Origin of the sequence: Microcella frigidaquae, assembly GCF_014200395.1 — a bacterium.
In the GTDB taxonomy this organism is placed as follows: Bacteria; Actinomycetota; Actinomycetes; order Actinomycetales; family Microbacteriaceae; genus Microcella; species Microcella frigidaquae.
In genome coordinates this window covers 1,035,508-1,061,874 of the sequence record NZ_JACHBS010000001.1, presented here as the reverse complement: position 1 = coordinate 1,061,874, position 26,367 = coordinate 1,035,508, and the positions used below count along the sequence as shown (strand labels likewise).

General features: G+C 68.0%; 22 protein-coding genes and 1 pseudogene. 17 read left to right on the top strand and 6 right to left on the bottom strand.

Features of this window, described 5'->3' with window-relative positions:
- The first annotated feature begins 96 nt into the window (after positions 1-96).
- The 5 genes from BJ959_RS05220 (at position 97) to BJ959_RS05200 (ending at position 4,454) form a co-directional block, all read left to right on the top strand.
- Positions 97-1,080, top strand: a complete 984-nt coding sequence (locus BJ959_RS05220; protein ID WP_153983025.1) for a ribonucleotide-diphosphate reductase subunit beta — start codon at positions 97-99, stop codon at positions 1,078-1,080.
- A gap of 42 nt (positions 1,081-1,122) precedes the next feature.
- Positions 1,123-2,952, top strand: a complete 1,830-nt coding sequence (locus BJ959_RS12610) for an amidohydrolase (protein WP_341800058.1) — start codon at positions 1,123-1,125, stop codon at positions 2,950-2,952.
- A 50-nt stretch (positions 2,953-3,002) separates the two neighbouring features.
- Entirely contained in the window at positions 3,003-3,299 is a 297-nt protein-coding gene (locus BJ959_RS05210; protein ID WP_153983024.1) for a type II toxin-antitoxin system Phd/YefM family antitoxin, read from the top strand.
- Entirely contained in the window at positions 3,300-3,686 is a 387-nt protein-coding gene (locus tag BJ959_RS05205) for a type II toxin-antitoxin system VapC family toxin (protein ID WP_341800057.1), read from the top strand.
- 114 nt (positions 3,687-3,800) lie between these two features.
- A complete protein-coding gene (locus tag BJ959_RS05200) occupies positions 3,801-4,454 on the top strand; it encodes a hypothetical protein (RefSeq protein WP_153983023.1) in 654 nt (217 codons plus the stop codon).
- Between the two features lie 248 nt (positions 4,455-4,702).
- Here the strand turns inward: BJ959_RS05200 and BJ959_RS05195 are convergent.
- The 4 genes from BJ959_RS05195 to BJ959_RS05180 all read right to left on the bottom strand — a co-directional run bounded on the left by BJ959_RS05195 (position 4,703) and on the right by BJ959_RS05180 (position 10,109).
- Positions 4,703-5,624, bottom strand: a protein-coding gene (locus tag BJ959_RS05195; protein ID WP_153983022.1) for an IS5 family transposase whose coding sequence is annotated in 2 segments (ribosomal slippage) — positions 4,703-5,263 and positions 5,265-5,624 — 921 coding nt in all. Because the reading frame shifts where the segments join, the coding sequence is not laid out codon by codon here.
- Between the two features lie 812 nt (positions 5,625-6,436).
- The gene (istB, locus tag BJ959_RS05190; RefSeq protein WP_152584343.1) at positions 6,437-7,237 is read right to left on the bottom strand and encodes an IS21-like element helper ATPase IstB; all 801 of its coding nucleotides are present in this window, start codon (positions 7,235-7,237) and stop codon (positions 6,437-6,439) included.
- Positions 7,237-8,445 (bottom strand): IS21 family transposase, encoded by a 1,209-nt coding sequence (istA, locus tag BJ959_RS05185; protein WP_183321862.1) that lies wholly within the window; start codon positions 8,443-8,445, stop codon positions 7,237-7,239. The genes istB and istA overlap by 1 nt, the downstream gene beginning before the upstream one ends.
- A gap of 413 nt (positions 8,446-8,858) precedes the next feature.
- Positions 8,859-10,109, bottom strand: coding sequence for a TetR/AcrR family transcriptional regulator (locus BJ959_RS05180; protein WP_153982673.1), 1,251 nt, complete (start codon positions 10,107-10,109; stop codon positions 8,859-8,861).
- A gap of 61 nt (positions 10,110-10,170) precedes the next feature.
- Here BJ959_RS05180 and BJ959_RS05175 point away from each other — a divergent pair, with 61 nt between their 5' ends.
- The 5 genes and pseudogenes from BJ959_RS05175 (at position 10,171) to BJ959_RS05160 (ending at position 14,553) form a co-directional block, all read left to right on the top strand.
- Entirely contained in the window at positions 10,171-10,380 is a 210-nt protein-coding gene (locus tag BJ959_RS05175) for a hypothetical protein (RefSeq protein WP_153982672.1), read from the top strand.
- A 15-nt stretch (positions 10,381-10,395) separates the two neighbouring features.
- Positions 10,396-10,494: pseudogene (locus BJ959_RS12825) on the top strand (hypothetical protein); the annotation flags it as partial.
- A gap of 486 nt (positions 10,495-10,980) precedes the next feature.
- On the top strand, positions 10,981-11,766 hold the full coding sequence (locus tag BJ959_RS12600; RefSeq protein WP_243739023.1) for a transposase: 786 nt from the start codon (positions 10,981-10,983) through the stop codon (positions 11,764-11,766).
- 258 nt (positions 11,767-12,024) lie between these two features.
- Positions 12,025-13,500, top strand: coding sequence for an APC family permease (locus tag BJ959_RS05165; protein ID WP_153982670.1), 1,476 nt, complete (start codon positions 12,025-12,027; stop codon positions 13,498-13,500).
- 27 nt (positions 13,501-13,527) lie between these two features.
- Entirely contained in the window at positions 13,528-14,553 is a 1,026-nt protein-coding gene (locus tag BJ959_RS05160; protein ID WP_153982669.1) for a carbon-nitrogen hydrolase family protein, read from the top strand.
- Here BJ959_RS05160 and BJ959_RS05155 read toward each other — a convergent pair.
- A complete protein-coding gene (locus BJ959_RS05155; protein WP_153982668.1) occupies positions 14,548-15,906 on the bottom strand; it encodes an ISL3 family transposase in 1,359 nt (452 codons plus the stop codon). The genes BJ959_RS05160 and BJ959_RS05155 overlap by 6 nt on opposite strands.
- Positions 15,907-15,980: 74 nt before the next feature.
- Positions 15,981-19,985, bottom strand: coding sequence for an ATP-dependent RNA helicase HrpA (gene hrpA, locus BJ959_RS05150; RefSeq protein ID WP_153982667.1), 4,005 nt, complete (start codon positions 19,983-19,985; stop codon positions 15,981-15,983).
- Between the two features lie 230 nt (positions 19,986-20,215).
- Here hrpA and BJ959_RS05145 point away from each other — a divergent pair, with 230 nt between their 5' ends.
- The 7 genes from BJ959_RS05145 to BJ959_RS05115 are packed head-to-tail and all read left to right on the top strand — an operon-like array spanning position 20,216 to position 26,303.
- The gene (locus tag BJ959_RS05145; protein WP_153982666.1) at positions 20,216-20,623 is read left to right on the top strand and encodes an ArsR/SmtB family transcription factor; all 408 of its coding nucleotides are present in this window, start codon (positions 20,216-20,218) and stop codon (positions 20,621-20,623) included.
- Positions 20,624-20,655: 32 nt separating this feature from the next.
- Positions 20,656-21,441 (top strand): GntR family transcriptional regulator, encoded by a 786-nt coding sequence (locus BJ959_RS05140; protein WP_153982665.1) that lies wholly within the window; start codon positions 20,656-20,658, stop codon positions 21,439-21,441.
- The gene (locus BJ959_RS05135) at positions 21,438-22,949 is read left to right on the top strand and encodes an MmgE/PrpD family protein (RefSeq protein ID WP_153982664.1); all 1,512 of its coding nucleotides are present in this window, start codon (positions 21,438-21,440) and stop codon (positions 22,947-22,949) included. The genes BJ959_RS05140 and BJ959_RS05135 overlap by 4 nt, the downstream gene beginning before the upstream one ends.
- The gene (prpB, locus tag BJ959_RS05130) at positions 22,949-23,845 is read left to right on the top strand and encodes a methylisocitrate lyase (RefSeq protein WP_153982663.1); all 897 of its coding nucleotides are present in this window, start codon (positions 22,949-22,951) and stop codon (positions 23,843-23,845) included. The genes BJ959_RS05135 and prpB overlap by 1 nt, the downstream gene beginning before the upstream one ends.
- Before the next feature lie 17 nt (positions 23,846-23,862).
- On the top strand, positions 23,863-24,993 hold the full coding sequence (locus BJ959_RS05125; protein WP_153982662.1) for a bifunctional 2-methylcitrate synthase/citrate synthase: 1,131 nt from the start codon (positions 23,863-23,865) through the stop codon (positions 24,991-24,993).
- A 23-nt stretch (positions 24,994-25,016) separates the two neighbouring features.
- Positions 25,017-25,859 carry an aldo/keto reductase gene (locus tag BJ959_RS05120; RefSeq protein WP_183321882.1) on the top strand — a complete coding sequence of 281 codons (843 nt, stop codon included), beginning with the start codon at positions 25,017-25,019 and terminating at the stop codon, positions 25,857-25,859.
- A gap of 9 nt (positions 25,860-25,868) precedes the next feature.
- Positions 25,869-26,303: a hypothetical protein gene (locus BJ959_RS05115; RefSeq protein ID WP_153982661.1), complete on the top strand. Its 435-nt coding sequence runs from the start codon at positions 25,869-25,871 to the stop codon at positions 26,301-26,303.
- Positions 26,304-26,367: the final 64 nt, after the last annotated feature.

Below are 26,367 nucleotides of genomic sequence, written 5' to 3'. Positions count from 1 at the left end.
AGCTGCAGTGCGAGAGCTGCCAGTAGGCGGCTCGTCGCACCATCCACCCCACACACCTATCAATCCGCTCCAGAAGCAGAAAGACGCGAACACATCATGGGAATCCTCGGAACCGGAATCCAGGAAGGCCTGCTGCTCAAGCCGGTCACCTACAAGTGGGCTATGGACCTCTACGACCAGGCGGTTGCGAACACCTGGTTCCCCAACGAGGTGCAGCTCGGCGAGGACATCGCCGACTTCAAGAAGATGACCGATGAGGAGCGCCACGCGATCACGTTCCTCATGTCGTACTTCAACCCGAACGAGCTGCTCGTCAACAAGGCGCTCGCGTTCGGCGTCTACCCCTACGTCAAGGCTCCCGAGGCGCACCTCTACCTCGCGAAGCAGATGTGGGAGGAGGCGAACCACTGCATGAGCTTCGAGTACGTGCTCGAGACCTTCCCGATCGACCGCGCCGCGGCCTACGACAGCCACATCGACGTGCCGTCGATGGCGCGCAAGGAGGAGTTCGAGGTCACGTTCATCCGCCGCATGACGGAGGACACGCTCGACATCACGACGACCGAGGGCAAGCAGGACTTCATCCGCAACCTCGTCGCCTACAACGTCATCCTCGAGGGCATCTGGTTCTACTCGGGCTTCATGGTCGCGCTGTCGTTCCGTCAGCGCAACCTGCTGCGCAACTTCGGTTCGCTCGTCGACTGGATCGTGCGCGACGAGAGCCTGCACCTCAAGTTCGGCATCAACCTCATCCTCACGGTGCTGGAGGAGAACCCCGACCTGCAGACGCCGGAGTTCGCCGCCGAGATCCGCCAGATGATCCTCGACGCCGTCGAGATGGAGGAGGCGTACAACCACGACCTCCTGCCCAACGGCATCTTGGGCCTCAACGCCAACTACATCAACCAGTACGTCAAGTACCTGGCCGACCGTCGCCTCGAAGAGCTCGGTTTCGAGCCCGAGTACAACGTGTCGAACCCGGCGAAGTGGATGGCGACGGCGAACGACACCCTGCAGCTCGTCAACTTCTTCGAGTCGACGAACACCTCGTACGAGGTCAACGCCAAGACCTCGGCCTAGCCCCGGCGCTCGCGCCCTTTCCCACCCCCCAGTCCGCGGCCCGTGCCTCACGCAGATCTGCTCTTCCTCGGAGGAGTCGTCTACGCGGGGCCGGGCCGCGGTGCTGTTCCGTCGGCCGTGCAGGTCGCGGTCGTCGACGGCCGCATCGCGGCGGTGGACGCCGACCTGAGCGCGTGGCGCGGCCCTGCCACCGAGGTGGTCGATCTGGCGGGCGGGATGCTGCACGCGGGTTTCGTCGACGCGCACATCCACCCCATCCAGGGCGGCCTCGAGCGGCTCGGCTGCGATCTCAGCGAGGGCTCGTCGGCCGAGGACTACGCGCGGCTCATCGCGGACTTTGCGCAGCTGAACCCGCCCCGAGGCTGCGACGCCTCGCGCGCCTGGATCACCGGCGGCGGCTGGGCGATGAGCGCCTTCGCCGGCGGCACGCCGAGTGCTGCCGAGCTCGACGCGATCGAGCCCATCCGACCGGTCTTCCTCTACAACCGCGACCACCACGGCGCCTGGGCCAACTCGGCCGCACTCGCGCTCGCGGGTATCGCCGCCGACACGCCGGACCCGGCCGACGGTCGCATCGAGCGGTTGCCCGACGGCAGCCCGCAGGGCACGCTGCACGAGGGCGCCGCCGGGCTCGTCGCCGCGGTCGCCCCGGCCGCGACGCCCGACGACGAGTACGCCGCCCTGCTCGAGGCGCAGCGCTACGCGCACTCGTTCGGCATCACGGCGTGGCAGGACGCGATCGTCGGCGACTACTTCGGTGCTTCGGACACCGCGTTGGTGTACCGCCGCGCCCTCGCCGCGGGGCGCTTGACGGTCGACGTCGTCGGCGCCCTGTGGTGGGATCGCGCTCGCGGAGTCGAGCAGGTGCCCGAGCTCGTCGCACGCCGCGAGGCGCACTCGGCCGAGCTGGGGCCCGCCTCCCGCTTCAGGCTCAGTGCCGTGAAGATCATGGCCGACGGGGTCGTCGAGAACGGCACGGCGGCGATGCTCGAGCCGTACCTCGGGGCGGCGGGCGAGAGCGAGCATCCGACCGGCATTGCGTTCGTCGGCGGGCAGGCGCTCGTCGACGCGATCATGGCGCTCGACGCCGCCGGCTTCAGCGCCCACGTGCACGTGATCGGCGACCGCGCGGTGCGCGACGCGCTCGACGCGTTCGCGGCGGCCGCGTCCGCGAACGACTGGGCGACTCGGGCGCCGACGGATGCCCGCCGCCACCACCTCGCCCACCTGCAGTTCGTGCACCCCGACGACGTGGCGCGCTTCGCCGAGCTCGGCGTCACCGCCAACATGCAGGCGCTCTGGGCCTGCAACGAGCCCCAGATGCGCGAGCTCACGGTGCCGCTCGTCGGCGCCGAGCGCGCGGCGACGCAGTACCCCTTCGCGAGCATCCTGCGGGCCTCGGCCCCTTCGCGTCTCGACCAAATGACGGAGAATCTCGGGGTCGAGGTCGAGTTCACGGCGCGAGGGAGGCAGGACTCCGTCATTCGGCAGGACGGTCGCCCGGTCGGGGTGGATGCTCGCCCGCGCCTGTGCGCCGGCAGCGACTGGCCCGTCTCGACTCCCGACCCCTGGCAGGCCATCCACGTCGCGGTGAACCGCACGCTGCCCGCCGACGACCCCGAGCACGACCCCGAGACCCTGCTCGCGCACGAGGCGCTGACTCTCGCCGAGGCCCTCGACGCCTACACCGCGGGCTCAGCGTTCATCAACGGGCGAGGGCCGGGCGACGCCGAGGTCACGGGCATCATCGAGGTTGGCGCGGTCGCCGACCTGGCCGCGACGGACCGCGACCCGTTCGCGGGGACCGTGGCGAGCATCCACGCGACGCGAAACGTCGGCACCTGGGTTGCCGGGCGTCGCGTGTTCGGCTGACCTTACGCACTCACGGTCCCCCTCCACCGACAAGTGCTACCGTGTAGCACATGGAGCGGATCGGGGTGCGCGAGCTGCGGCAGAACGCGAGCACGTACCTTGACCGCGTGAAGCAAGGCGAGTCGATCGAGGTGACTGAGCGCGGGGTGCCGGTGGCGATCATCGGGCCCGTGCCGATGGTGAAGAAGTCACGAGTGCAAGAACTGATTGACGAAAGGCGCATGACGCCGGGGCGCGGGGGCTCCGCCGCGTGGCTCGCCGCGAATCCTCCCACCCCGATCAACCCGGAGTACGGCGGGCCGTCGATCGCTGACCTTCTCGATGAACAACGCGAAGAGCGGCTCTAGGTGCTGTATCTCGATACGTCTGCCGCGGTGAAGCTTCTGATCGACGAGAAGGAGTCGTTCGCACTTCGGGCGTACCTGAGTGACCACGACTGGGCTTCCAGCGCACTGGTGCGGACCGAGCTGGTGCGGGCACTCCTTCGCGTCGACCCCTCCGTCGTGCCACGGGCGCTCGACCTGCTCGCGCAGGGCAACCTGCTGGTCATCGACACCCCGGTGCTCGACACGGCAGCGCGGCTCTCGCCGCCGTCACTGCGCAGTCTCGACGCCATTCACCTCGCCAGCGCACTGGAGCTGCGCGACGAGTTGACCGCGTTTGTTGCCTACGACGACCGCCTGCTGGCCGCGGCGTCGGCGCTCGGGATGCCGGTCGCATCTCCAGTCCGCTGATCAGAGTGCTGAAAGCGGCAGCGTTGAACGCGGTAGGCGGCGACTTTCCCTTACGCGGTGGCCGTATCGTGACATTTGATCATGAAGGCCACTTTGCGCAGGTACGATGCCCTCATGACGAACCGGTCCACTCGCGCGATGGCTTCGCTCACCGTTGCAGTCGCCGTCATTGTCGGTGTCGGCGGGTGCACTGGAGCCGAACCTGGCCCGCCGCCCCCTCCGCAGCTGTCTGAGCAGGAAATGGATGCGGCGTACGCCGAGTTTCTCGACCAATCGTGGCAGCGAGTTGAATCGGCGTTTCCCGACGCTGAGCGCCCCGACGTTGACCTTGTGCGGTTCATCGATCAATCGGAATGGGCCGAGGTGATCGTCGCGTGTTTGGTCGAGCAAGGGGTCGACGCAAAGGTCAGCAACGACGGCCAAGGCGGATACGAGAGTCAAGGCGTGGTGGGCCAGGAGCTCTCCATGGCCATCGCTGCCTACGTCTGCGACGCCAAGTACCCGGTCGACCCGTCCTTGACGCAACCCCTGACCGACGCAGAGTTGGACTACGTCTACGACTACTTCGTCAACGTCCTCAATCCGTGCCTAGAGCGGGAGGGCATCGAGGTGACCGAGCCCCCTTCTCGCCAAGCCTTCAAGGATTCGTTGTTGACGGTCGACTCGTGGACGCCCTACTTGGCCGTGTTGGAGAACCCTGGTCAGGATGAGTGGACTCGACTGAATCGAGTGTGTCCTCAAGCCGCGCCAGGTCTGCGCGGGTCGTAGCCCATGACTTGATCGTGATAGAGGGTCGGGTGATGCCCCGCTTCTGAAGGCCTCTGTGGGCACTGGTCCACAAGTTCATAGAACTCTTCGTTCAACGGGCTCTCTATAGCCAACTCGGTGCAGGGGGGCAACCTCTCTCTGCTGGGTAGTCCTGCGCGCAGACCGCGAGTGACGATGGTTCGCCGATCCGGAGTTCCGCATCTTCGGGACAGCGAATCAACTCGACCGTGTACTACAAGTGGCGCAACTTAAGCTGACTCTGCGTGGGAGGGCCTGGGCGTGTCTCCTAACTGCTTCAGCCAGAGTGTGATGGCACGCAGGACGGCTCCACCGCGGTAGGTGAGGGCGAGTTTGTCGTAGCGGGTGGCGAGTCCGCGCCACTGCTTGGTGTCACTGAATCCGCGTTCGACGACGTTGCGGTGGCGGTAGTCGATGACGTCATAGCTCACCGGTCGGCCGCCGTGCGAACCGCGTCGGCTGCGGTGGCCGCGCTGGTCGGCGGGCTCCGGGATGACGGCGACGATGCCCCGGCTGCGCAGGTGGTGCCGGATCGCCCGCGAGGAATAGGCCTTGTCGGCGCGCACTCGATCGGGGCGGGACCGCGGTCGACCCGGACCGCGACGGGCGACGTGGAGATGCGCCATCAAGACCGGGAACATCGGCGCATCGCCGGCCTGTCCAGGCCCGACGAGCACCACAAGCGGCAGCCCGTGGCCGTCGACCAACTGGTGGAGCTTGCTGCTCAAACCTCCACGTGACCGGCCAATTCCATGATCAGCAGGCTCCCTGCGCAGATTCCTGTAATTCGACAGGTCCCCCTGTGTCCCGGGTGAGATTCGTCGAGTGCTGATGAGCCCGGTTGACCGTCGAGTCCACACTGACCGACCAGTCGATCTTGCCCACGGAGTCCGCTTCGCTCAGCAGCTCGGCGTGGATTTTGTCCCACGTGCCGTCGCCGGAATAGCGCCTGTGTCGCTTCCACGCCGTCTGCCACGGACCAAACTCCGCCGGCAGGTCACGCCACGGCGAGCCCGTCCGGAACCGCCAGATGATCGCCTCGACCACCCGCCGATGATCCTGAAAAGGTCGACCGCCCTTCGCCGAGGCCGTCGGCATCAACGGCTCCAAACGAGACCAAGAAGAATCAGAGAGAAGACGAGTGCGCGACATCCCTCAACCCTGCCGCCGATCAAACCAAAAGGTTAGGAGACACGCCCTAGTAGCCCGGGTCGATGGCGTACTGCGCGCGGATCGGGAAACTCTCTATAGCCTGGAGTTTGAGCGGCCACTGTCACTCGACAGGTTGCGGAGCAGACCGATTAGAACGAGTGTCGAAGCGATAGTTCACCAGGGAAGTGAACCGTTGGTTCCCTCGTATAGTTGGCCCGAGTGGCCAGCCACTGGGAGAGGCAACGGGCGGACGAACATATCCCCCACAACCCAAAGTTCCGCGGCTGGAATTTGCGTTTATTGCCGCGGAACTCTGGCCGGGCTTTCGTTCGGAGTATCGACTTGGAGCCGTTGTGACGCGCCTAGATTTCGCTCGAAGCGCAGCTGCAGATGGTTCTGCGCATCGCACAACTTACATTGCGTGGACAGCCGATCAACCGCAAAACCAGCGTGCGTTCGAGACCGCTCCAGGTCCGTTGTCCACGTAAGCGCTGACTGCGGAGCTGTTGTTTGTCCACCTCGTGACCTTTGTCTCGGGAAGCAGCAGGATCCAGTAGGTGCGAACTTGGTTCGCGCTAGTGGCGTACTGCTGCTTGACGTGGTTCGTGACCAAGTTCGAGCTGGCAGAGGTGTGGCCCACGCCGCTCAAGCAGTAGTACGCGTTGATGAACACTTTCGCCGCATACGCTGGGGTTGCCCCCAGCCCTACGACAAGCGCGACCGTGGCTAGCGTCGTCGTAAGGGCGGCTGTGTCGACGACGCTTGAGTTCTGGACGGTTCCGACGCTGGAAAAGTGAACGGTTGCGGGCAGTCTAGCCAGCGGTGTTGTCGGTCGTGGTGCGACTGCTGGGGAGACTGTCGATGCCTCGGCCGCGCAGTCGGTAGCTGGCGCCCTTGAGGGTGAGCACGTCGGCGTGGTGCACGATGCGGTCGATCATCGCCGCGGCGACGGCTTGGTCGCCGAAGACGTTGCCCCAGCTGGAGAACGGCAGGTTGCTGGTCAAGATGAGCGAGGCGTGTTCGTAGCGGGAAGAGACGAGTTGGAAGAACAGGTTCGCGGCGTCTTGCTCGATGGGGAGGTAGCCGACCTCATCGACGATGATCAGCCCGTAACGCCGCAACCGCGCGAGCTCTTGCGGGAGGCGACCTTGCCGGTGGGCGTCGGTGAGGCGGGTGACCCAGTCCGTCGCTGTCGCGAAGAGCACGCGATGCCCGGCGCGGGCCGCGACGATCCCGAGCGCTGTCGCGAGGTGCGTTTTGCCGGTGCCGGGCGGGCCCAACAGCACCACGTTGCGAGCCTCGGTGAGGAAGGCCCCCGAGGCCAGTGCTGCGATCTGCTGACGTGTTGCCGGTTGAGCGTCCCAGTCGAAGTCTTCCAACGTCTTGCGGGTCGGCAAGGCTGCGGCTTTGATCCTCAGCTCTGCTCCGGAGGCGTTCCGAGCGGACACCTCGCGCTCCAGCACGGCGGCGAGGTAGTCCTCGTGCGTCCAGCTGGCATCTCGGGCTTGGTCAGCCAGGCGCGTGGCGGCCTCCACGATCCGGGGCGCTTTGAGCGCGGCGGCGAGATAGGTGATCTGCTTCACCGACTCCGAGGACGTCTTCGAGGTTGCCATCAGCTGACCTCACCGGTCAGGCCGAATGCGCGGTCGTAGTCGCCAAGGTCGCGGGCCAGATCATCAGCAACGCGAACCGGGCGTGGCTCCTGAAACTGTTGACGCAAGCGTGCCGCACGCTCAACGTGGACCGGATCGGTGATCGTCATCCCCCGCGCCCACGCTCGGGGGTGATCGGCGACCAAGCGTCCCGCGGCGCGAACCCGGACGCGGTGCAGGTCCGCGGTGACATCGACGAGTTGACCGATCACGCTCGGATCGACGGAGTAGTCGTTGGTGTCCAACCGAACGTAGTAGTCGCGTCCCAACCGGATCCTGGAGCGCCACCCCAAATGCAACGGGATTGGCGGCAGGGGCAGCATCGCGGCACGATCAGCATCGATCCTCTCGATCGGGCGCGCCTTGATCGTGCGCACCACCCGCGAGTTCGCGCGAGTGAGCCAGTCGGAGAACTGAGTGTTGAAGTCCGCCGGGGAGATGAAGGAACGGCCGGGCATGAATGAGGTCTCGAACCAGCCGTTGCGTCGCTCCACGATGCCCTTGGACTCCGGATCTCTGGGCGGCAACAACACCAACCTCGTCGCCAACGTGCCCATGAAGGAGGCAACACCATCGGCGCCAGACCGACCCCGGCCGATGCCAGGCTCGTTATCCCAGATCAGTCTGCGCGGCACGCGACCCAACTGCTGGATCAGCTCCCACGATGCCAACAAGAGATCCTCCGTCTTGCGAGTCGGGATCATCGTGGCGACGGTGAACCGGGAATGGGCGGCGGTGATCACCAGCACCGGCAGCAGCTTCAGCGTGCCGTCCTCCAACAGGATCTTCCGCGGCGGGAACCACAGATCACACTGCGCAGCATCTCCTGGCTCCCAGGTGAGCCGGTCCGCGGGATCAATCCGGCGATGATCCGGCCTCAGCCGCTTCACGTTCTGACGGAACCAGCTCATCGACCCCGTCCACTCGACCCGCTCCGCGAGCACCACAGCCGGCAACTCGGGATTGTCTTCCAACAGTTGCCGCACCCGCGCCTCGACGGGGCTGAAGGACGACGAGGCAGGTTTGCGCTGATACCTCGGCGGGGAATCTGACTGCACCGCCTTCACCACCGTGGTCCGCGATATCCCCAACCGCGCCGCGATCCGCGCCTTCGGCACGCCCTCCGCAGCCAACCTCCGAATCAATGCCCAATCTTCCAAAGTGATCACTCTCCAATCGTCGAGTGTTCACTTTTCAAGCGTCGATACTGTCCAATTTTCGAGCGTTGTCGACATGCGGTTCAGATCGTAGTGGCCCATCGGTCCCTCTCTCGCCGGTCACACAAGGCTGCCAACGGTATCCCCCATTGTCGCAATCATGTCGAATGGCAGTAGCTGGCAACGATGGAAAGGCCTACTCAAGATTCGAGAGCGCTGGCAAGCAGTGGCGGCGCCCAAACGCTGCAAGCGTGAGCGAGCTTTGTGGAAAAACGGTTAAGGGACTTCACCATCAGAAGAGGCATTCAACAGATGCACGATTCGGATTCCCATCCACTTCCCCTGCGGCCGGTTGCACTACTGCCGACGATCCCGCGTCTGAGACGAGTCATCTCCGAGAACTGGAGGGTTGGCGCGCCGACGCGTCAGGACAGCAGTGAACCGAGTTGCTCGAGCGCGGGTGCGGAATCGAACCCGTCAGGGTCGTACATTTTCTGAAGGGTGAGCCCGGCGATAGCCGCGAGGACGATATCCGCGGCGTCCTCGGCCGGATACCCGCGATCCAGAGTCCACGAGCGGAGCTGGTCAGCGATCGCCGCGCGGGCGTGGGCGATCGCGGTGAACGCGACGTCACGGACGTCTTGACGTCGCTGAGCCACCGGGAAAACCTGGACGACCTCCATCGTCGCCGGCTCCAGGACTCGAGCGAGTTCGCGACCATCGTAGTCGGTGACGAGGCGGTTCCACATCTCGGGCGCGGTGATCGCGACGACCCACCGGTGGACCGCATCCATTGCAAGGGCTTCCACGAATCCGAGCTTGCTGCCGAAGTGATAGCCGACCGCGGGCCGTGCCTCGCCGGAAGTGCGGGCGAGTGATTCGAGTGACAAACCGCGCAGCCCGTTGGATCGGAGGATCACATGGCCGGCGTCGAGGAGTCGTTGCGCCGTGCGGTGGATCGCCGGCGGCTCCGGCATCGCATCAGCGGGGCGTGCACCTGGGTCGTGCGCCGCGGCACGGAAGTCTCCTGGACTTGGCTCACGCCCCCTGGCGAGCTTTTTCCTGAGCAAAGAACGCAGAAGCTCGAACCCGGGCGTCGGCGACGCGGCGTCTGCGGTCATCAGCTGAAGAAAGGACAGACCCTCGGCGACGGCGAGCACGAGCGCGGCGAGTGCTTCGGTTTCGTCGCTCGAGCGAGAGGGGTGTGCCAGTAGCGGGACGTTGAGTTCCATCCGGTAACCGCGGTAGATTTCCGCGATCTCGACTCGGGTGTCCGGTTTCCGCACCACACCGGACACCAACCCGAAGTACCGCTGGTAGCGCTGCGGGTCCTCAGCGATCGATGCGTGGAAGTCGACCAACGCATCGACCCGACTGGCCGCGTCGTCAGGCAGCGAAGCGATCGTCGCCAAGAACTCCACATCGATGTCATGCCAGAGGGAGTCGAGCAGCAGCGCCTCGAGCCGGTCCATCGTGGAGAAGTGGTACAGCACCACCGAGGTCGCCTCACCCGCCTCCCGAGCGATCGCCCGCAACGTGAGTTTGTCGGCGCCGTCGCGGTCGACGACTCGTTGCGCGGCCTCAAGCACCTGCCGGGCACGCGGAACGAGCGGCTCACCGATCTGTGACCGGGTGTTCCTGAACCGCTTGATCGAACTGGTTCGAGGCTGTCGCATGAATCTACGAGTCTGCGGTGCGCCTGAGATGTTGTTTCCCCTGATCAGATGATGATTAGGTGTGGCCGTGAATGTGCGTTCGAGTGATCGGGATCAGGGGTTTCTGCTGCCGCCGTCGGTGCGGGACTGGCTTCCGGAGGATCATCTGGCGTTCTTCGTGATCGATGTGGTCGCGGAGCTGGATCTGGCCGCGTTCTATGCCGCCTTCCGTGCGGATGGGCGCGGTGGGGCCGTTTACGACCCGGAGGTGATGCTCGGCGTGCTGATCTAAGCGTACTGCACCGGTGAGCGCTCGTCGCGTCGGATCGAGCGGCGTCTGGTGGAGGACGTCGCCTACCGGGTGATCGCGGTGAACGAGACTCCCGATCACGCGACGCTGGCGCGGTTCCGGGCGCGGCATCAGGACGCGATCGCCGGGTTGTTCTCGCAAGTCCTCGGGCTCTGCGTGAACGCGGGGCTGGTCGATGCGGGGCTGGTCGCGATCGACGGGACGAAGATCGAAGCGGACGCGTCGTACTTCGCCAACCGCACCCGCGACGAGTTGGCCGCGCAAGTCCTCGCCGAGGCCGCTGCCACCGACGCCGCCGAGGATGACTTGCTGGGCGACCGCGCCGGCTCTGAGCTGCCCGACGACTGGGCGGGCGGGCAGGGCCGACGGGAGCGGATCCGGGCCGCACTGGCGGAGCTGGAGGGCCAGCCGGCGCGCGACTACGAGGCCAGGTTGGCGGAGCGGGCGGCGAAGGAAGCCGCCACAGGGAAGGGCCTGACCGGTCCGAAGCCGAGGCCCGACACCGCCAACCGACCAGGGCCGCGGAAGGCGAACACGACCGACCCGCACTCGCGGATCATCGCTACCGGAGGGTCGGGGGTGATGCAGGGATACAACGCGCAGACCGCCGCGACGACCCAGCAGATCGTCGTCGCCGCGGAGGTCACCGCGACCACGAATGACCAGCCCCACTTCGTCCCGATCGCCATGGCGGTGTCGGAGAACCTCGCCGAAGCCGGCGCCGGGAAGGTCGGGACGTTCGTCGCCGACGCGGGCTACTGGACAGGCGCGAACGGCACCGCCGACGTCGGCGCGGAGGTGTTGATTGCCACGCGGAAACCACCCTGGAGGCAGGCTGAGCGACCGGACGACCACAAGATCACGATCCTCGCGAAGGTCAACCGCGGGGAGCTGTCGCAACGACAGGCCGGGGACATCCTCGGCGTCTCCTACACCTGGGTCAGAGACATGACCAAACGCTACTTCGGCAAAGACGGCCCCAGACAAGCCCGCACCGCCCAGCCCGAACCCGACGAATGGATTCCCGTGATCGAACGACTCGCCCGCGGAGAGATCTCCAAACGCGCCGCCACCGACGAGCTGCAGGTGTCCGCGGGCAGGGTCAACACCATGCTCGCCCACGTCCGAGGCGAGGCCGTCGATCCCGAGATCGCCCGCCACGCCATGGACGCCAAACTCGCCACCGAAGCCGGCACCGACGCCTACCGGAAACGACAGCACAGCATCGAACCCGTCTTCGGGAACGTCAAAGGCAACCTCGGCTACCGACGCTTCACACGACGAGGCATGACCGCCGTCCACGCCGAATGGCGCCTGATCTGCAGCGTCCACAACCTACTCAAGCTCCGCACCGCGACCACCGCCTGACCAACAGGGCCACCCGGCCCCGCGGACCCCGCCGCGACAGAGGCCACGCGGATTCATGCGACAGCCTCGTTCCTGCTGAGGTCATCACGACTATCTAACCCTGTCCCTGTCGCTGCCCGGCTTCACTCGAACGCACGCCCATTTGACACAGGACGAACAAGTGCGTAGGTTTCTGCTGATCGATCAGCATAATACTGTAGGCGTGTCCAGCGCCTTCGACTGATTCCCACAACCCGGCCTTTCCAATGGAGGAGAGACATGTCTGCCAAGGATCACATCACCGATGGAGCTGAACCGAAGCGGCTGCGAGGCCGCCTCGGGCTTTGGGCTATCGTCTTCATCGTCGTGGCTGGTGCTGCGCCGCTCACCGTCGTCGGCGGCCCGGTACCGCTGGCGTTCGCGATCGGTAACGGGGCGGGCGTCCCGGCGATGTTCATCATCACCGGCGCGATCCTCGTTCTGTTCGCGGTCGGCTTTACCGCGATGGCGAAGTACGTGCGAACCGCCGGCGCGTTCTACTCCTACGCGCACGAAGGCATCGGCCGCCGCGTCGGTATCGGCACCGGGTACGTCGCGCTGCTGTCGTACCTTTCGCTTTACGTCGGTATGTTCGGGCTCCTCGGCCCGGCGATCGGATCGCTCGTGCACTCGCTCGGCGGCCCGGATCTGCCCTGGTGGAGCTGGTCCGTGATCGCGCTCGTCGCCGTCGGCGTCGTTGGCTACCGCAGCATCGAGTTCTCCGGCGTGATCCTCGGCGTCCTCCTTATCGCCGAAGTTATCGTGGTCATCGTTCTGGACACCGCGATCGCCTTCACCGGCGCGCACGGGCAAGGTCTGTCCACCGGATTCCTAAACCCCGAAACGATCTTCTCCGGAGCCCCCGGCGTGGCGTTTCTGTTCGCGATCCTCGGCTTCATCGGCGTCGAAGCGACCATGGTATTCCGCGACGAAGCCCGCGACCCGGACAGGAACATGCCCCGCGCCACCTACATCTCCGTCATCTTCATCGCCGCGTTCTACGCGGTCACTAGCTGGCTCATGGTGAGCGGTGTCGGCGAAGCCACGATCGTCGGCGTCGCCGCAGAGTCGCCCGACACCCTGCTCCCGGACCTCATGGAACAGTATGTCGGCAAGCTCGGCGCGGACATCGTGCTGGCGTTGTTCGTGACGAGCATCCTCGCCTGCATACTCACGTTCCACAACATCGTCGCACGGTACGTCTTCTCGCTCTCCGCTCGAGACCTCCTGCCTCGCAAGCTCAGTGCAGTCCACCCCCGATTCGGCTCGCCGAGCACGGCGTCGGTCATGGTGAGCTTCGCGGCCGCCATCGCGATCATCCTCGCCGTCGTGCTGGGACTCGACGCCGTCGGAGAGTTCTACACCTGGCTCGTCGGACTCGCTTCGCTCGGCTACGTCGTGCTGCTCGTCGTCACCACCGCCGCCGTGATCGCATTCTTCGCCCGCCACCGCGAGATCCCGATGCATCCGTTTAGGAAGCTCATCGCCCCGCTGCTCGCACTCGTCGGGCTGTTCGCGGCGCTCGTTTTGATCCTCGTCAACCTGATGACCCTCGTCGGCGACAATGTCGTCGTCGCCGTCTCGGTCATCGTGCTGCTGATCGCCGCGTTCCTGCTCGGCCCGATCGTGGGCGCCCTCCGACCGAACTCCGCGAAGCAGGAACCGATCACGACAAGCGCCACCCCCGCCGTGACCGTTCCGTCCGCACAGCAATAGTCATCATTACCCAACAAGGAGCACCAAATGCCCATCACCGAACGCAAGTACACCGCCGCTGCGGTCCAAGCCGCACCCGTCTGGTTTGACCTGCAGGCGACCGTCGACAAGGCGGTCGCGCTCATCCAGGAGGCTGCCGCGAACGGGGCACGTCTCATCGCGTTCCCCGAGACCTGGGTGCCCGGCTACCCGTCCTACATTTACGGGTCGGCCGAATGGGACCACGCCGAGTCGAAGGAAGTCCATCGGCTGCTGATGGAGAACTCCCTGACCGTTCCGGGCCCGGAGCTCGACCGGATCCGCAAAGCAGCCGCCGAGGCTAACGCCATGATCGTCATCGGGATCAACGAGCGCGAGGACCGGTACTCCCGCGGAACGCTCTACAACTCGATGGTGTACATCTCGGACACCGGCGAGCTTCTGGGCGTGCACCGCAAACTGATCCCCACTCACGCGGAGCGGATGATCTGGGGGTCTGGCGACGGAAGCGGTCTCCACGTCTTCGACACCAACCTCGGCCGAGTAGGCGGCCTCATCTGCTGGGAACACTGGATGCCGCTCACCCGGTACGCCATGCATGCCCAAGGTGAGCAGGTGCACATTGCCACTTGGCCGGAGGTCCCGGAACTTCATCATCTCGCCAGCCGGAGCTACGCCTTCGAAGCGCGAAGCTTCGTCATCTGCGTCGGCTCCTATCTGACGCTAGATCAGATCCCAGAGGAGTTCCCGCGCCGTGAAGCGATGCTCGCCGGCGGCGACTTCGGCGGAGAGCCCGGAGTGCTCCTCCCCGGAGGCTCCGGTATCATCGGTCCGGACGGCGACTGGGTCAGCGGCCCTGTCGCGAACTCCGAAGTGATCGTCTACGGCGAGATCGACCTGGACCGTGTCAACGAGGAACAACTCGCGTTCGACGCGGCCGGACACTACAACCGGACGGACATCTTCCAGCTGACTGTCGATGACCGTCCCCAGTTCCCCGCCCTATGGCTGAGTGAACAGCACGGCAGTGCCGGATCGGTCGACCCGGTCCGGGAATCTGGCTCTTCGTCATGAAGCGGGGGTAGCGGTCGTGCGCCAGGGTTTGTGGCCGCCGGCGGCGAGCAGGATGCGGAGTCGGTAGTTGTTGAAGTTGCGGAATCCGTGGGCGAGTCGGCGGGTCTTTTCGATGATGAGGTTGATCGCTTCGGTGCCGCCGTTGGAGACGCCGCCGGTGTCGAAGTAGGCCAGGAACTGTTGTCGCCAGTTCCGCAGGGTCCGGCCGAGGCGGGCGATCTCGGGGATCGGGCAAGTGTGGAAGCCGTCGAGGATCTGCTCGGCGATGAGGCGTCCGTCTGCTGCCCGGTCCTGGTGATAGACGGAACGCAGCTGCTGGTAGCAGTGCCAGGCGATCTCGACCTCGCAGGTCGGGTCGCCGGCGACCAGCGCGGCGCGGAGGCGGGCGTGTTGCCGTTCGGTGAGGTGTTCGGCTCCGTGGCGCAGCAGCCCGCGGATGGCGTAGAGCGGGTCGCCCTTCCGGCCGCGATGGCCGAGGGTGTCCTGTTGGACGCGTTGCCGGACCTCGTCGAGGGCCTTCACCCCGAGCCGGACGACGTGAAATGCGTCGAGCACCGCGACCGCGTCGGGCAGTTCGTCACGGATGGCGTTGGCGTAGCCGCGGAACGGGTCCAACGCGGCATGCTCGACCGTCGGCACGAATCCTTCAGGTGTGGTGCGCAGCCAGGCGGCGTAGGCGGTGCCGGACCGGCCGGGAACCACATCGAGCAGGCGGGCCCGCACCTGCCCGTGTTCGTCGCGGGTCAGATCGACCATCGAGGTCACCGCCCGGTCGTAGCCGCGCCGGGACGGCTTCCAGATGTGCTCATCGACGCCGAGGGTGACCACCCCGCCGAGCCGATCAGGATCATCGAGGCCATCACCGGCGTGCTGAGCGATCGCCCGCCAGAGTGTATGCCAGCCGACCCGCAACCGCCGGGCCAGCGCCGCGACGGTTGTGTCGTCCGTTTGCAGCATCCCGACAGCCCAGCCGACCGCTCGAGCCGTGACCTTCGCCCGCGCCATCGCGAACGGGTGCGTCTCGGAGAACGTCCTCACCGAGCAGCCGCCTTCGTGGCATCGCCAGAGCCGCTTGGACCAGCGCACCCGCACCGGCAGCCCGAACGCCGGAGCGTCCGCAAGCTCATGCACCCGCCGCCCCCGCCCCTCCGCAAGGACCCCGCAACCCGGGCAGCCGACCGCGTCATGGCCCGTCTCGATGTCGAGGACGAGCACGTCAGCGCGCGCGACGACCCCGGTCACATGGAACCCGTCGATCGCGAACACGGCGCAAGCAGACGCGCACGAAGCGCACCCAGAAATAGAGTGAGACACGTCGAGGTCTTTCCGTTGGAGGAGTGTAGGAACTCCCATCGTGGAAGACCTCGACCCCCACCCCCGACCGCCACGCCCGCGACCCTCACCCCCGCTTCATGACGAAGAGCCGACTAAGCGCTGAGCTGCTTGCGGATGCGCTGCACCGAGATCGGGCCCTGCGCGCCGAGCGGCTGCGCGAAGAGAGAGAGGCGCAGCTCTTCGAGCATCCAGCGGGCCTCGCGGATGCGCGGCTCGGGGTCTGCGGCGACGGGCAGCGTGCCGCCCGCCGCGGTGTAGAGCTCCACGGCCTGCTGCACCTCGAGCATCCACGCGCGGTCGCGGCCGAGATTGTCGGCGAGGCGCTCGACGCGGTGGCTGATGCCGCGCAAGTAGACGACGAGTCGCGGGAGGCGGGCGAGGCCCGTGCGTCCGATGAATCCGTCGTGCACGAGGGCGTTGAGCTGCTCGCGCGCGTCGGCGAGCGGCGCCATGAGCTGCAGACTCGAGCTGCGCCCGATGAGCACGTCGACCTCGCGCGCCGCCGCCAGCACGGCCGCCGTCGTCGCGACGATGCCGAACAGGCGGTCGGGCAGGCCGGCGTTGACGCGGTCGCGCAGGGACTCGAACTGCTCGCGAGACCAGGGGAGAGCATCCGGGCCATCAGAGAGCTCGGCGTCGATCACGGCACGCAGCGAATCGTCGATGAGCGCGGCCGTCGAGCGGTAGGGCGAGGCGCCGAGGCTGAGCTTCTCGGCACTCGTCAGGTGCTCCTGGATGTACGCGAGCGGCGACGGAACCCCCAGCTGCACGAGCCGGCGAACTCCCGCACGGTGCGCGGCCACCTGGTCGGCGACCGAGGTCTGCAGCCGGATCGCCACCGAGCCGCCCTCGTCGACGAGCGCGGGGTACGCGCGAATCGTCGTCTCGCCGCGGCGCATGTCGAGCTGGCGGGGCAGGGTGCCGCCGGCACCACCGTCGCCCCCCGATCCCGTGCCGATGGTGTCGTCCCACACCGTGATGCCGCCGCGCTCGATCGGGCTCTTCGCCGCGGCGCTGGCGACTTTCGCGACCGAGTCGCGCGTGCGCTCGCGCAGCTTCTGCTGCAGGGCCGTGAGGTCGGTGCCGCGCGCGAGCTTGCTGCCGCGCTCGTCGACGACCGCGTAGCCCATGCGCAAGTGCGGGGGCAGGCGGTCGAGGTCGAAGTCGTCGGGGTCGACGGGCGTGAAGGTCTGGCGGCGGATCTCGGTGGCGAGGAACTCGGTGATCGAGAGCTCGCGCAGGTCGGCCCCGGGCGGCACCGCGGCCAAGAGTCGAGCGGCCCAGTCGGCCGCGGGCACGACGTTGCGGCGAATCGCCTTCGGCAGCGTCTTGAGCAGCGCGGTCACGAGCTCGAGCCGCAGCCCCGGAACGAGCCAGTCGAATCCCGCCGTGTCGAGACGGGGCAGCAGCGGCAGCGGCACGGTGACGGTGACGCCGTCGTCGGCGGCACCGGGCTCGAAGCGGTACCCGACCGTGAGGGTCTGATCGCCGAGGGTGAGCCGGGTCGGGTAGGCGTGGTCGTCGACCTCGGGCTCGTCGGCCTCGATGAGGTCGGCCCGCTGCAGCGTGAGCAGTTCGGGATGCTCGCGGCGAGCATCCCGCCACCACCGCTCGAAGCGGCGCACGTCGGTGACGTCGTCGGGGATGCGCTGCTCGAAGAACTCGACGAGCCGCTCGTCGTCGAGCAGGATGTCGCGCCGCCGCTGGCGCTCCTCCAACTGCTCGAGCTCGCGCCGCAGCCGCGCGTTGTCGCGCACGAACTGGGTGAGGCGCTTGTCGAGCCGACTCATGTCCCACTCGCCCTCGACGAGCGCGTGGCGGATGAACAGCTCGCGCGCGAGCGGCGCGTCGATGCGCGACAGCTGCACCCGGCGACGGGGCACGATCGGCACGCCGTACAGCGTCACCTTCTCGTCGACGACCGCGGAGCCCTGGCTCTTCTGCCAGCGCGGCTCGCTGTACTGCTTCTTCGCGAGGTCGCCGGCAAGCGCCTCGGCCCAGGCGGGGTCGATCGCGGCGACCGTGCGGGCGAACAGCCGGCTGGTCTCGACGAGCTCGGCGGCCATGACGGCGGCGGGCGGCTTCTTCGCGAGGCCCGAGCCGGGGTAGACGACGAAGCGACGCCCGCGCGCTCCGAGGAACTCGCGGCCGCGGGCGGGGCGGGTGTCGCCCTTTGCGTCTTTTCCGCGGGCACCCTTCTGGGTGGTGCCGGTCGGGGCCTCGCGGTCGTCGCGCAGGCCGATGTGGCTGAGCAGGCCCGAGAGGAGGGCGCGGTGGATGGCCTCGGCGTCGGACGACTCCGGCAGCCCGTCCTTCAGCGAAGCGCCCTTGGGCCGGTGCTCCTTGGGCAGCAGCCGCAGCACCTGCCGCTCGACGTCGGCCCACTCGCGCACGCGCAGGTAGTTGAGAAACTCGGCGCGCACCTCTTTGCGGAACTGGTTTCCGCTGAGCTCGGTCTGCCGCTTCTGCAGGTGCCGCCACAGGTTCAGCAGCGTGATGAAGTCGCTCGTCGGGTCGCGGAAGCGGTTGTGCAGCTGGTCGGCCGTCTCGCGCCGGTCGGCGGGCCGCTCGCGCGGGTCTTGGATGCTCAGCCCTGCGACGATCGCGACGACCTCCCGCACCACCCCGAGCTTCTGGGCCTCGACGACCATGCGCGCGTACCGCGGGTCGAGCGGCAGTTGCGCGATGGCGCGGCCGGTCTTCGTGATGCGCAGGTCGCCGCGCCCGGGCTCCAGCGCGCCCAGCTCGCGCAGCAGCTCGAGCCCGTCGGCGACCCCGCGCTTGTCGGGCGGCTGCAGGAAGGGGAAGCGCTCGATGTCGCCCAGCCCGAGCGCGATCATCTGCAGGATGACGGCGGCGAGGTTGGTGCGCAGAATCTCGGGCTCGGTGTACGCGGGCCGCCGCTCGAAGTCGGCCTCGGAGTACAGCCGGATCGCGATGCCGTCGCTCGTGCGCCCCGAGCGGCCCGAGCGCTGGTTGGCGCTCGCCTGCGAGATCGGCTCGATCGGCAGCTGCTGCACCTTCGAGCGCGTGGAGTAGCGGCTGATGCGCGCCGTGCCGGTGTCGACGACGTAGCGGATGCCGGGCACGGTGAGGCTCGTCTCGGCGACGTTGGTGGCGAGCACAATGCGGCGGCGGATGCCCGCGGGGGGTCGCTCGAAGACCCGGTGCTGCTCGGCCGCACTGAGCCGGCCGTACAGCGGCAGCACTTCGGTGGCGGCGCCGCGCGGGCCCTGGCGGGCGAGGTGCCCGCGGAGGGCATCCGCCGCGTCGCGGATCTCGTTCTCGCCGCTGAAGAACACGAGCACGTCGCCGTCGCCCTCGCGGCCGAGCTCGTCGACCGCGGCGATGACGCCGTCGACCATGTCGATCGCCGCACCGGGGGTGGCCGGGCCGTCGTCGTCGCTGTCTGGGTCACTGCTCTGGTCGGCACGGGGGTTGTCGGTGTCGGCCCCGTCGGGAACGAGCGGCCGGTACCGGATCTCGACCGGGTAGGTGCGCCCGCTCACCTCGATGATCGGCGCGGGCGTGCCGTCGGCGGCGCTGAAGTGCCGCGCGAAGCTCTCAGGGTCGATGGTCGCGGAGGTGATGACGACCTTGAGCTCGGGCCGACGGGGGAGCAGCTGCTTCAGATACCCGATGAGGAAGTCGATGGTGAGGCTGCGCTCGTGCGCCTCGTCGATGATGATCGCGTCGTAGGCCCGCAGCTCGCGGTCGCCGCGAAGCGCGGCGAGCAGGATGCCATCGGTCATGAGCGTCACGCGCGTGCCGGCACTGACCTGGTCGGTGAACCTGACCTTGTAGCCGACGAGCCCCCCGAGCTCCGAGCCGAGCTCGTCGGCGACGCGCTCGGCGATCGTGCGGGCGGCGATGCGGCGCGGCTGGGTGTGAGCGATGCTCTCGCGCCCGAGCTCGAGAAGAATCTTCGGCAGCTGCGTGGTCTTGCCCGACCCGGTCTCGCCCGCGACGATGACGACCTGGTTCGCGGCGATCGCGGCGGCGATATCGTCGCGCCGCTGCGACACCGGCAGGTCCGGCGGGTACGTGATCGCCAGCCCCGGGATGCGGGGCGCGGGTCGATCGTCGGGCGCAGTCATGAGCCCTCCAGTCTAGGCGCCGCCCACCCCCGTGCTCCCGCCCGCCCCCGCGCTCCCGCCCGCCCCCGCGCTTGCCTCCCGCCGGGCCCTGCCCGCGCCTCAGCCCGCGCCTCGGCCCGCTTCTCTTCCTGTCGCCTCACCGCTCCTTCCCGACCGCGCCGTGGGGTTCGACATCCTCGATTTCGCAATGTGCCTCCCGCGGCACGTGCCGCGAGAGGCACATTGCAGAAATGGAAACTCTCTTTCTGCTCGCCCACCCGGTTCGGTGGCGCATCATCGAGATCCTGGCGAGCGGTGAGCATGCGGCCGGCCAGATCGCCGACGCCGTGCAGAGCGAGCGCGGGATTGGCAGGGAGGGCATCTCGAAGCATCTCAATCGCCTCGCCCGGGCCGGCCTCGTCACCACGCGGATCGATCAGAACGCCCGCGTCTATCGCCTGAGTCCGCGCGTGATCGGCGCCATCGCAGGCCTCGTCGACCACCTTCTGGCGCTGCGCGTGCCATCGTTCTACGACGAGCTCGACCTGGATGGCCGCGAGATCGACATGCACGACGCCGAGGCCCCTCTCACGCACGCCGAGGACGACGAGGGTGGATGCTGGTGTATACGAAAGACGCACGAAATCCGCGCGATCTAGCGCTATCGACGGTCAATGTATACATTGAGGGGATGAGCACGGCCGCCGATCGCGCGTTCGACGCCCTCCGGGCGGCGATCGTCGACGGCGAGCTCGCGCCAGGTGCCCCGCTCACCGAGGTCGAGCAGGCCGCGCGGCTTGGAGTGAGTCGCACCCCTGTGCGCGAGGCCTTCGCCCGCCTCATCGCCGCCGGGCTTGCGACCGAGCGCGGCCCCCGCACGCTCGTCGTCAGCGAGATCGAGCCTGATGACGTCACCGCGCTGTTCGAGCTGCGCGCCGCGCTCGACGAGCAGGCCGCCCGGCTCGCGGCGCGGCGGGTGGGAGAGCGAGCCACCGGGGCAGTGTGGGGTGGCGGGGCAGTGTCGGGTGGCGGGGCAGTGTCGGGTGGCGGGGCAGTGTCGGGTGGCGACGCAGAGTCGGGTGGCGACGCGGCGCGGGCGCGGTTCGCCGAGCTCGCCGCGCGCTTCGCGGCCGTCGATGCGACGACCCTCGCGGCCGACGACCCGCAGCGCCACGGCTACTACGCCCTCGTCGCCGAGTTCGACGCTGCGCTCGACGAGAGCCTGAGCGGCAGCCCCTACCTCGCGACGGCGATCCAGAGCACGCGCGTGCACCTCGCGCGCGTTCGCCGCCTCGCCCGCGACGACGACGACCGCCTGGCGCGCAGCGCCGCCGAGCACGGCTCCATCGCCCGCGCCATCGCCGACGGCGACCCCGAACGCGCGGCCGCCGCGACCCGGCTGCACCTGCACGAAGCCCTCACGAGCATCCACGCCCACCTGCCGCGCAGCGGCGACGACACGAAAGAGCGACCATGACGACCACCCACACCGTGCGCACCTACAAGAGCAGCGAGCCCCTCGCCGCCGCCGACCAGCTCGCCGGCAAGCTCGCGGCGCTCGCCGCCGAGCAAGACCGACCCCTCGACCAGCAGGCCGTCGACATGGTCATCAACCGCGTCATCGACAACGCCGCCGTCGCCGTCGCGAGCCTCGACCGCGCTCCGGTCATCAGCGCGCGGGGGCAGGCCGAAGCCCACCCGTACACGCCCGGCGCCACCGTGTTCGGCACGCCCGCCGACACCCGCTACAGCCCCGCGTGGGCCGCCTGGGCCAACGGCGTCGCCGTGCGCGAGCTCGACTACCACGACACCTTCCTCGCCGCCGACTACTCGCACCCCGGCGACAACATCCCGCCGATCCTCGCCGTCGCCCAGCACACCGGCGCCGACGGAGCGCAGCTGCTCAAGGGGCTGCTCACCGGCTACGAGATCCAGATCGACCTCGTGCGCGCCATCTGCCTGCACGAGCACAAGATCGACCACGTCGCACACCTCGGCCCGAGCGCCGCGGCCGGCATCGGCACGCTGCTGCGACTGCCGACGGAGACGATCTTCCAGGCCATCGGCCAGGCCCTGCACACGACGACCGCCACACGGCAGTCGCGCAAGGGCGAGATCTCGACCTGGAAGGCGCACGCCCCCGCCTTCGCCGGCAAGATGGCCGTCGAAGCCGTCGACCGGGCCATGCGCGGCCAGACCAGCCCGAGCCCCATCTACGAGGGGGAGGACGGGTTCATCGCCTGGCTGCTGAGCGGCCCGGATGCTCGCTACGAGGTTCCGCTGCCGGACAGCGGTCAGCCGCTCACGGGCATCCTCGACAGCTACACGAAGGAGCACTCCGCCGAGTACCAGGCGCAGGCCTGGATCGACCTCGCGCGCCGCCTCGGTACCGAGCGCCCCGAGCTGCGCGACCCCGCGAACATCGCGCGCATCGTGCTGCACACGAGCCACCACACGCACTACGTCATCGGCTCCGGCGCGAACGACCCGCAGAAGTACGACCCCACCGCGAGCCGCGAGACGCTCGACCACTCGATCCCGTACATCGTCGCCGTCGCGCTGCAAGACGGGCGCTGGCACCACGTCGACTCGTACGCGCCCGAGCGCGCGGGCCGCCCCGACACGGTCGCCCTCTGGCAGAAGATCACGACGACCGAAGACGCCGAGTGGACGCGCCGCTACCACTCCCTCGACCTGCGCGAGAAGGCGTTCGGCGGCCGCATCGAGATCGAGCTGACCGATGGCACGCGCGTCGTCGACGAGATCGCTGTCGCCGACGCGCACCCCCTGGGCGCGCGGCCCTTCGGTCGCGCCGAGTACGTGGGCAAGTTCCGGATGCTCGCGGAGGGCATCCTGAGCCCCGACGAGATCGACCGCTTCCTCGATGTCGCCCAACGCCTGCCCGAGCTCAGCCCGGCTGAGCTCGGCGGCCTCACCGTGACAGCCGCCCGGCCACTGCCCGCCGCCCCGAAGGGACTCTACTGATGCTCTCCACCACCACCACGCCGAGCCAGCGCCGCCAGGCGTTCCGCGCGGGGCTCGCGAGCGGGCGCCTGCAGGTGTTCCCGGGCGCGTTCACGCCGCTCAGCATCCGCCTGATCGCCGACAAGGGCTTCGACGGCGCCTACATCTCGGGCGCCGTCATGGCCGCCGAGCTCGGACTGCCCGACATCGGGCTCACGACGCTCAGCGAGGTCGCCCACCGCGCCCACCAGATCAGTCGGATGAGCGACCTGCCGACCCTCGTCGACGCCGACACCGGATTCGGCGAGCCCATGAACGTGGCCCGCACGGTGCACGAGCTCGAAGACGCGGGGGTCGCGGGCCTGCACCTCGAAGACCAGGTCAACCCCAAGCGCTGCGGGCATCTCGACGGCAAGGCGGTCGTCGACCTGGACACGGCGGTCAAGCGCATCCGCGCGGCGGTGGATGCGCGCCGCGATCCCGACCTCGTGATCATGGCGCGCACCGACATCCGCGGCGTCGAGGGAATGGATGCCGCGATCGACCGCGCGAAGGCCCTCGAGGCCGCCGGCGCCGACGCGATCTTCCCCGAGGCGATGGGCACGCTCGCGGAGTTCGAGCAGATGAGGAAGGCCGTGAGCGTGCCGATCCTCGCCAACATGACCGAGTTCGGCAAGAGCGAGCTGTTCACCCACCAGCAGCTCGCCGACGTCGGCGTCAACCTCGTGATCCACCCCGTTTCGCTGCTGCGCATCGCGTTCGGCGCGATCGAGCGGGCGCTCGACACCCTGCAATCGACCGGAACCCTCGACGGCGAGGTCGCGGGCATGCAGACTCGAGGCAGGCTCTACGAGCTGCTCGACTACGAGGCGTACAACGCCTTCGATTCGGACATCTTCACGTACACCGGCCGCTGACCCACAAGGAGACCGACATGCTCGACGACATCAAGAAGGGCCTGGCCGGCGTCGTCGTCGACGTCACGGCGATCTCGAAGGTCAACCCCGACACGAACTCGCTGCTGTACCGCGGGTACCCCGTGCAGCAGCTCGCCGAGCGCTGCACGGCCGAGGAGGTCGCCTACCTGCTGTGGCACGGCGAGCTGCCGAACGCGCAGCAGCTCGCCGAGTTCGAGACGCTCGAGCGCTCGCTGCGGCACCTGAACCCCACGGTGAAAGACGCGATGGATGCGCTGCCGCTGAGCGCGCACCCCATGGACGTCGTGCGCACCGCCGTGAGCGTGCTCGGCGCGCTCGACGAGTCGCTCACGACCGACGGCACGTGGATCGACGGCGACCTGACGCTCGAGCGCAGCATCCGGATGTGGGCGCAGCTGCCCGCGATCGTCGCCTACGCCCAGCGGCGGATGCGCGACCAGGAGCTCGTCGAGCCGCGCGACGACCTCGGCTACTCGGCGAACTTCCTGCACATGACCTTCGGCGAGGTGCCCGAGCTGGTCGTCGTGAACGCCTTCGACGTGTCGATGATCCTGTACGCCGAGCACTCGTTCAACGCGTCGACCTTCACGGCCCGCGTGATCGCCTCGACCCTGAGCGACGTCTACTCGGCGGTGACGGGTGCGATCGGCGCGCTCAAGGGCCCCCTGCACGGCGGCGCGAACGAGGCGGTCATGCACGTCTTCCGCGAGGTCGGCACAGCGGATGCGGCGACCGGGTGGCTCGCCGACGCCCTCGCCGCGAAGCGCAAGATCATGGGCTTCGGGCACCGGGTCTACAAGAACGGCGACTCGCGCGTTCCGACGATGAAGGCCGCGCTCGAGACCCTCGTCGCGCACTACGAGCGACCGGAGGTGCTCGACCTCTACGACGCGCTCGAGCGGGCGATGGACGAGGCGAAGGGCATCAAGCCGAACCTCGACTACCCGTCGGGCCCGGCCTACGACCTCATGGGCTTCGAGACCGAGATCTTCACGCCGCTGTTCATCGCCGCCCGCGTGACGGGCTGGACGGCGCACGTGCGCGAGCAGCTCGCCGCGAACGCCCTCATCCGCCCGCTGAGCCTGTACACCGGGCCCGACGAGCGCGCGGTGCCCAGCCGCGACTGAGCGGGGTGGGGGAGAATGGGGTCATGACTGACGCGATCCCGACTCCCTTCCTGACCCTGCACGACGGCCACCGCATCCCGCAGTTCGGGCTGGGGGTCTGGCAGGTCGACGATGCCGAGGCCGAGCGCGTCGTCGGCGAGGCGATCGAGGTCGGCTACCGCCACATCGACACCGCGCGCGTCTACAAGAACGAGACGGGCGTCGGCAAGGCGATCGCGGCGAGCGGGGTGCCGCGCGACGAACTCTTCATCACGACCAAGCTGTGGAACAGCGACCAGGGCCGCGACACGGCCCGCGGTGCGCTGGAGGCAAGCCTCGAGCGTCTGGGCCTCGAGCAGGTCGACCTCTACCTCATCCACTGGCCGGCGCCGAAGTACGGCAAGCACGTCGAGACCTGGGAGGCCCTCATCGAGCTGCGCGAGGCGGGTCTCGCCCGGTCGATCGGCGTCTCGAACTTCCTGCAGACCCACCTCGACGACCTCGCCGCGGCGACGGATGTCGTGCCGGTGGTCAACCAGATCGAGCTGCACCCCGCCTTCCAGCAGCGCGACCTGCGCGCGTTCCAGGCCGAGCGGGGCATCCTGACCGAGTCGTGGAGCCCGCTCGGCAGCGGCAACTACGACCTCGCCGAGCTGCCCGGCTTCGCCGCGATCGCCGAGCGGCACGGCAAGAGCGTGCAGCAGATCGCGATCCGCTGGCACCTGCAGGAGGGCCTGATCGTCTTCCCGAAGACGACTCGTCGCGAGCGGCTCATCGAGAACGCCGACGTCTTCGACTTCGAGCTGTCGGCCGACGAGATGGCGACGATCGCAGCCTGCGACCGCGACCAGCGCGTGGGTGCGCACCCGCTCAACACCGACTTCTAGAGGTTCGCGGTGTCCTGGCGGCCGTGGCGCATCACGGCGTGGTGGGCCAAGGCCCTCTTCGTCGTCATCGGTCTGCTCGCGGGGTGGCCCGTAGAGGTAGTGGTCCTCGCCGCCGGTTCGAGCGCTGAACTCGCGCTGTCGGTGGGCATATTCGTGACTCTCGTGTTCCTCATCGTCGGCGCGCGTGTCTTCCGAGTGGCCGGTGAAAGCGCTGAGCCTCGACCCTGGTGGCAGTTCACGGGGAGGCATCGTTGGAGTCTCGGAGTCGCTACTGCCGTTGGTGGTGTTCTCGTGATCTACCTGATCACTGCACCGGCCAGCGAGTACAGCCTTGCCGAGGACGTGATCTCCTTCACAGCGTGGCTGCTCGTCGGCGTGGCCTATCTGAACTCGGGGGTTCGCCTCCGCCGGGTGGCTGGTTCGTCGCCCACCGAGCACCCGTGACGGGTCAGGGAGATAGCCCCTTCCAGAACTGCGGATGCGAATGAACACGGTTCAGGTCGATCCG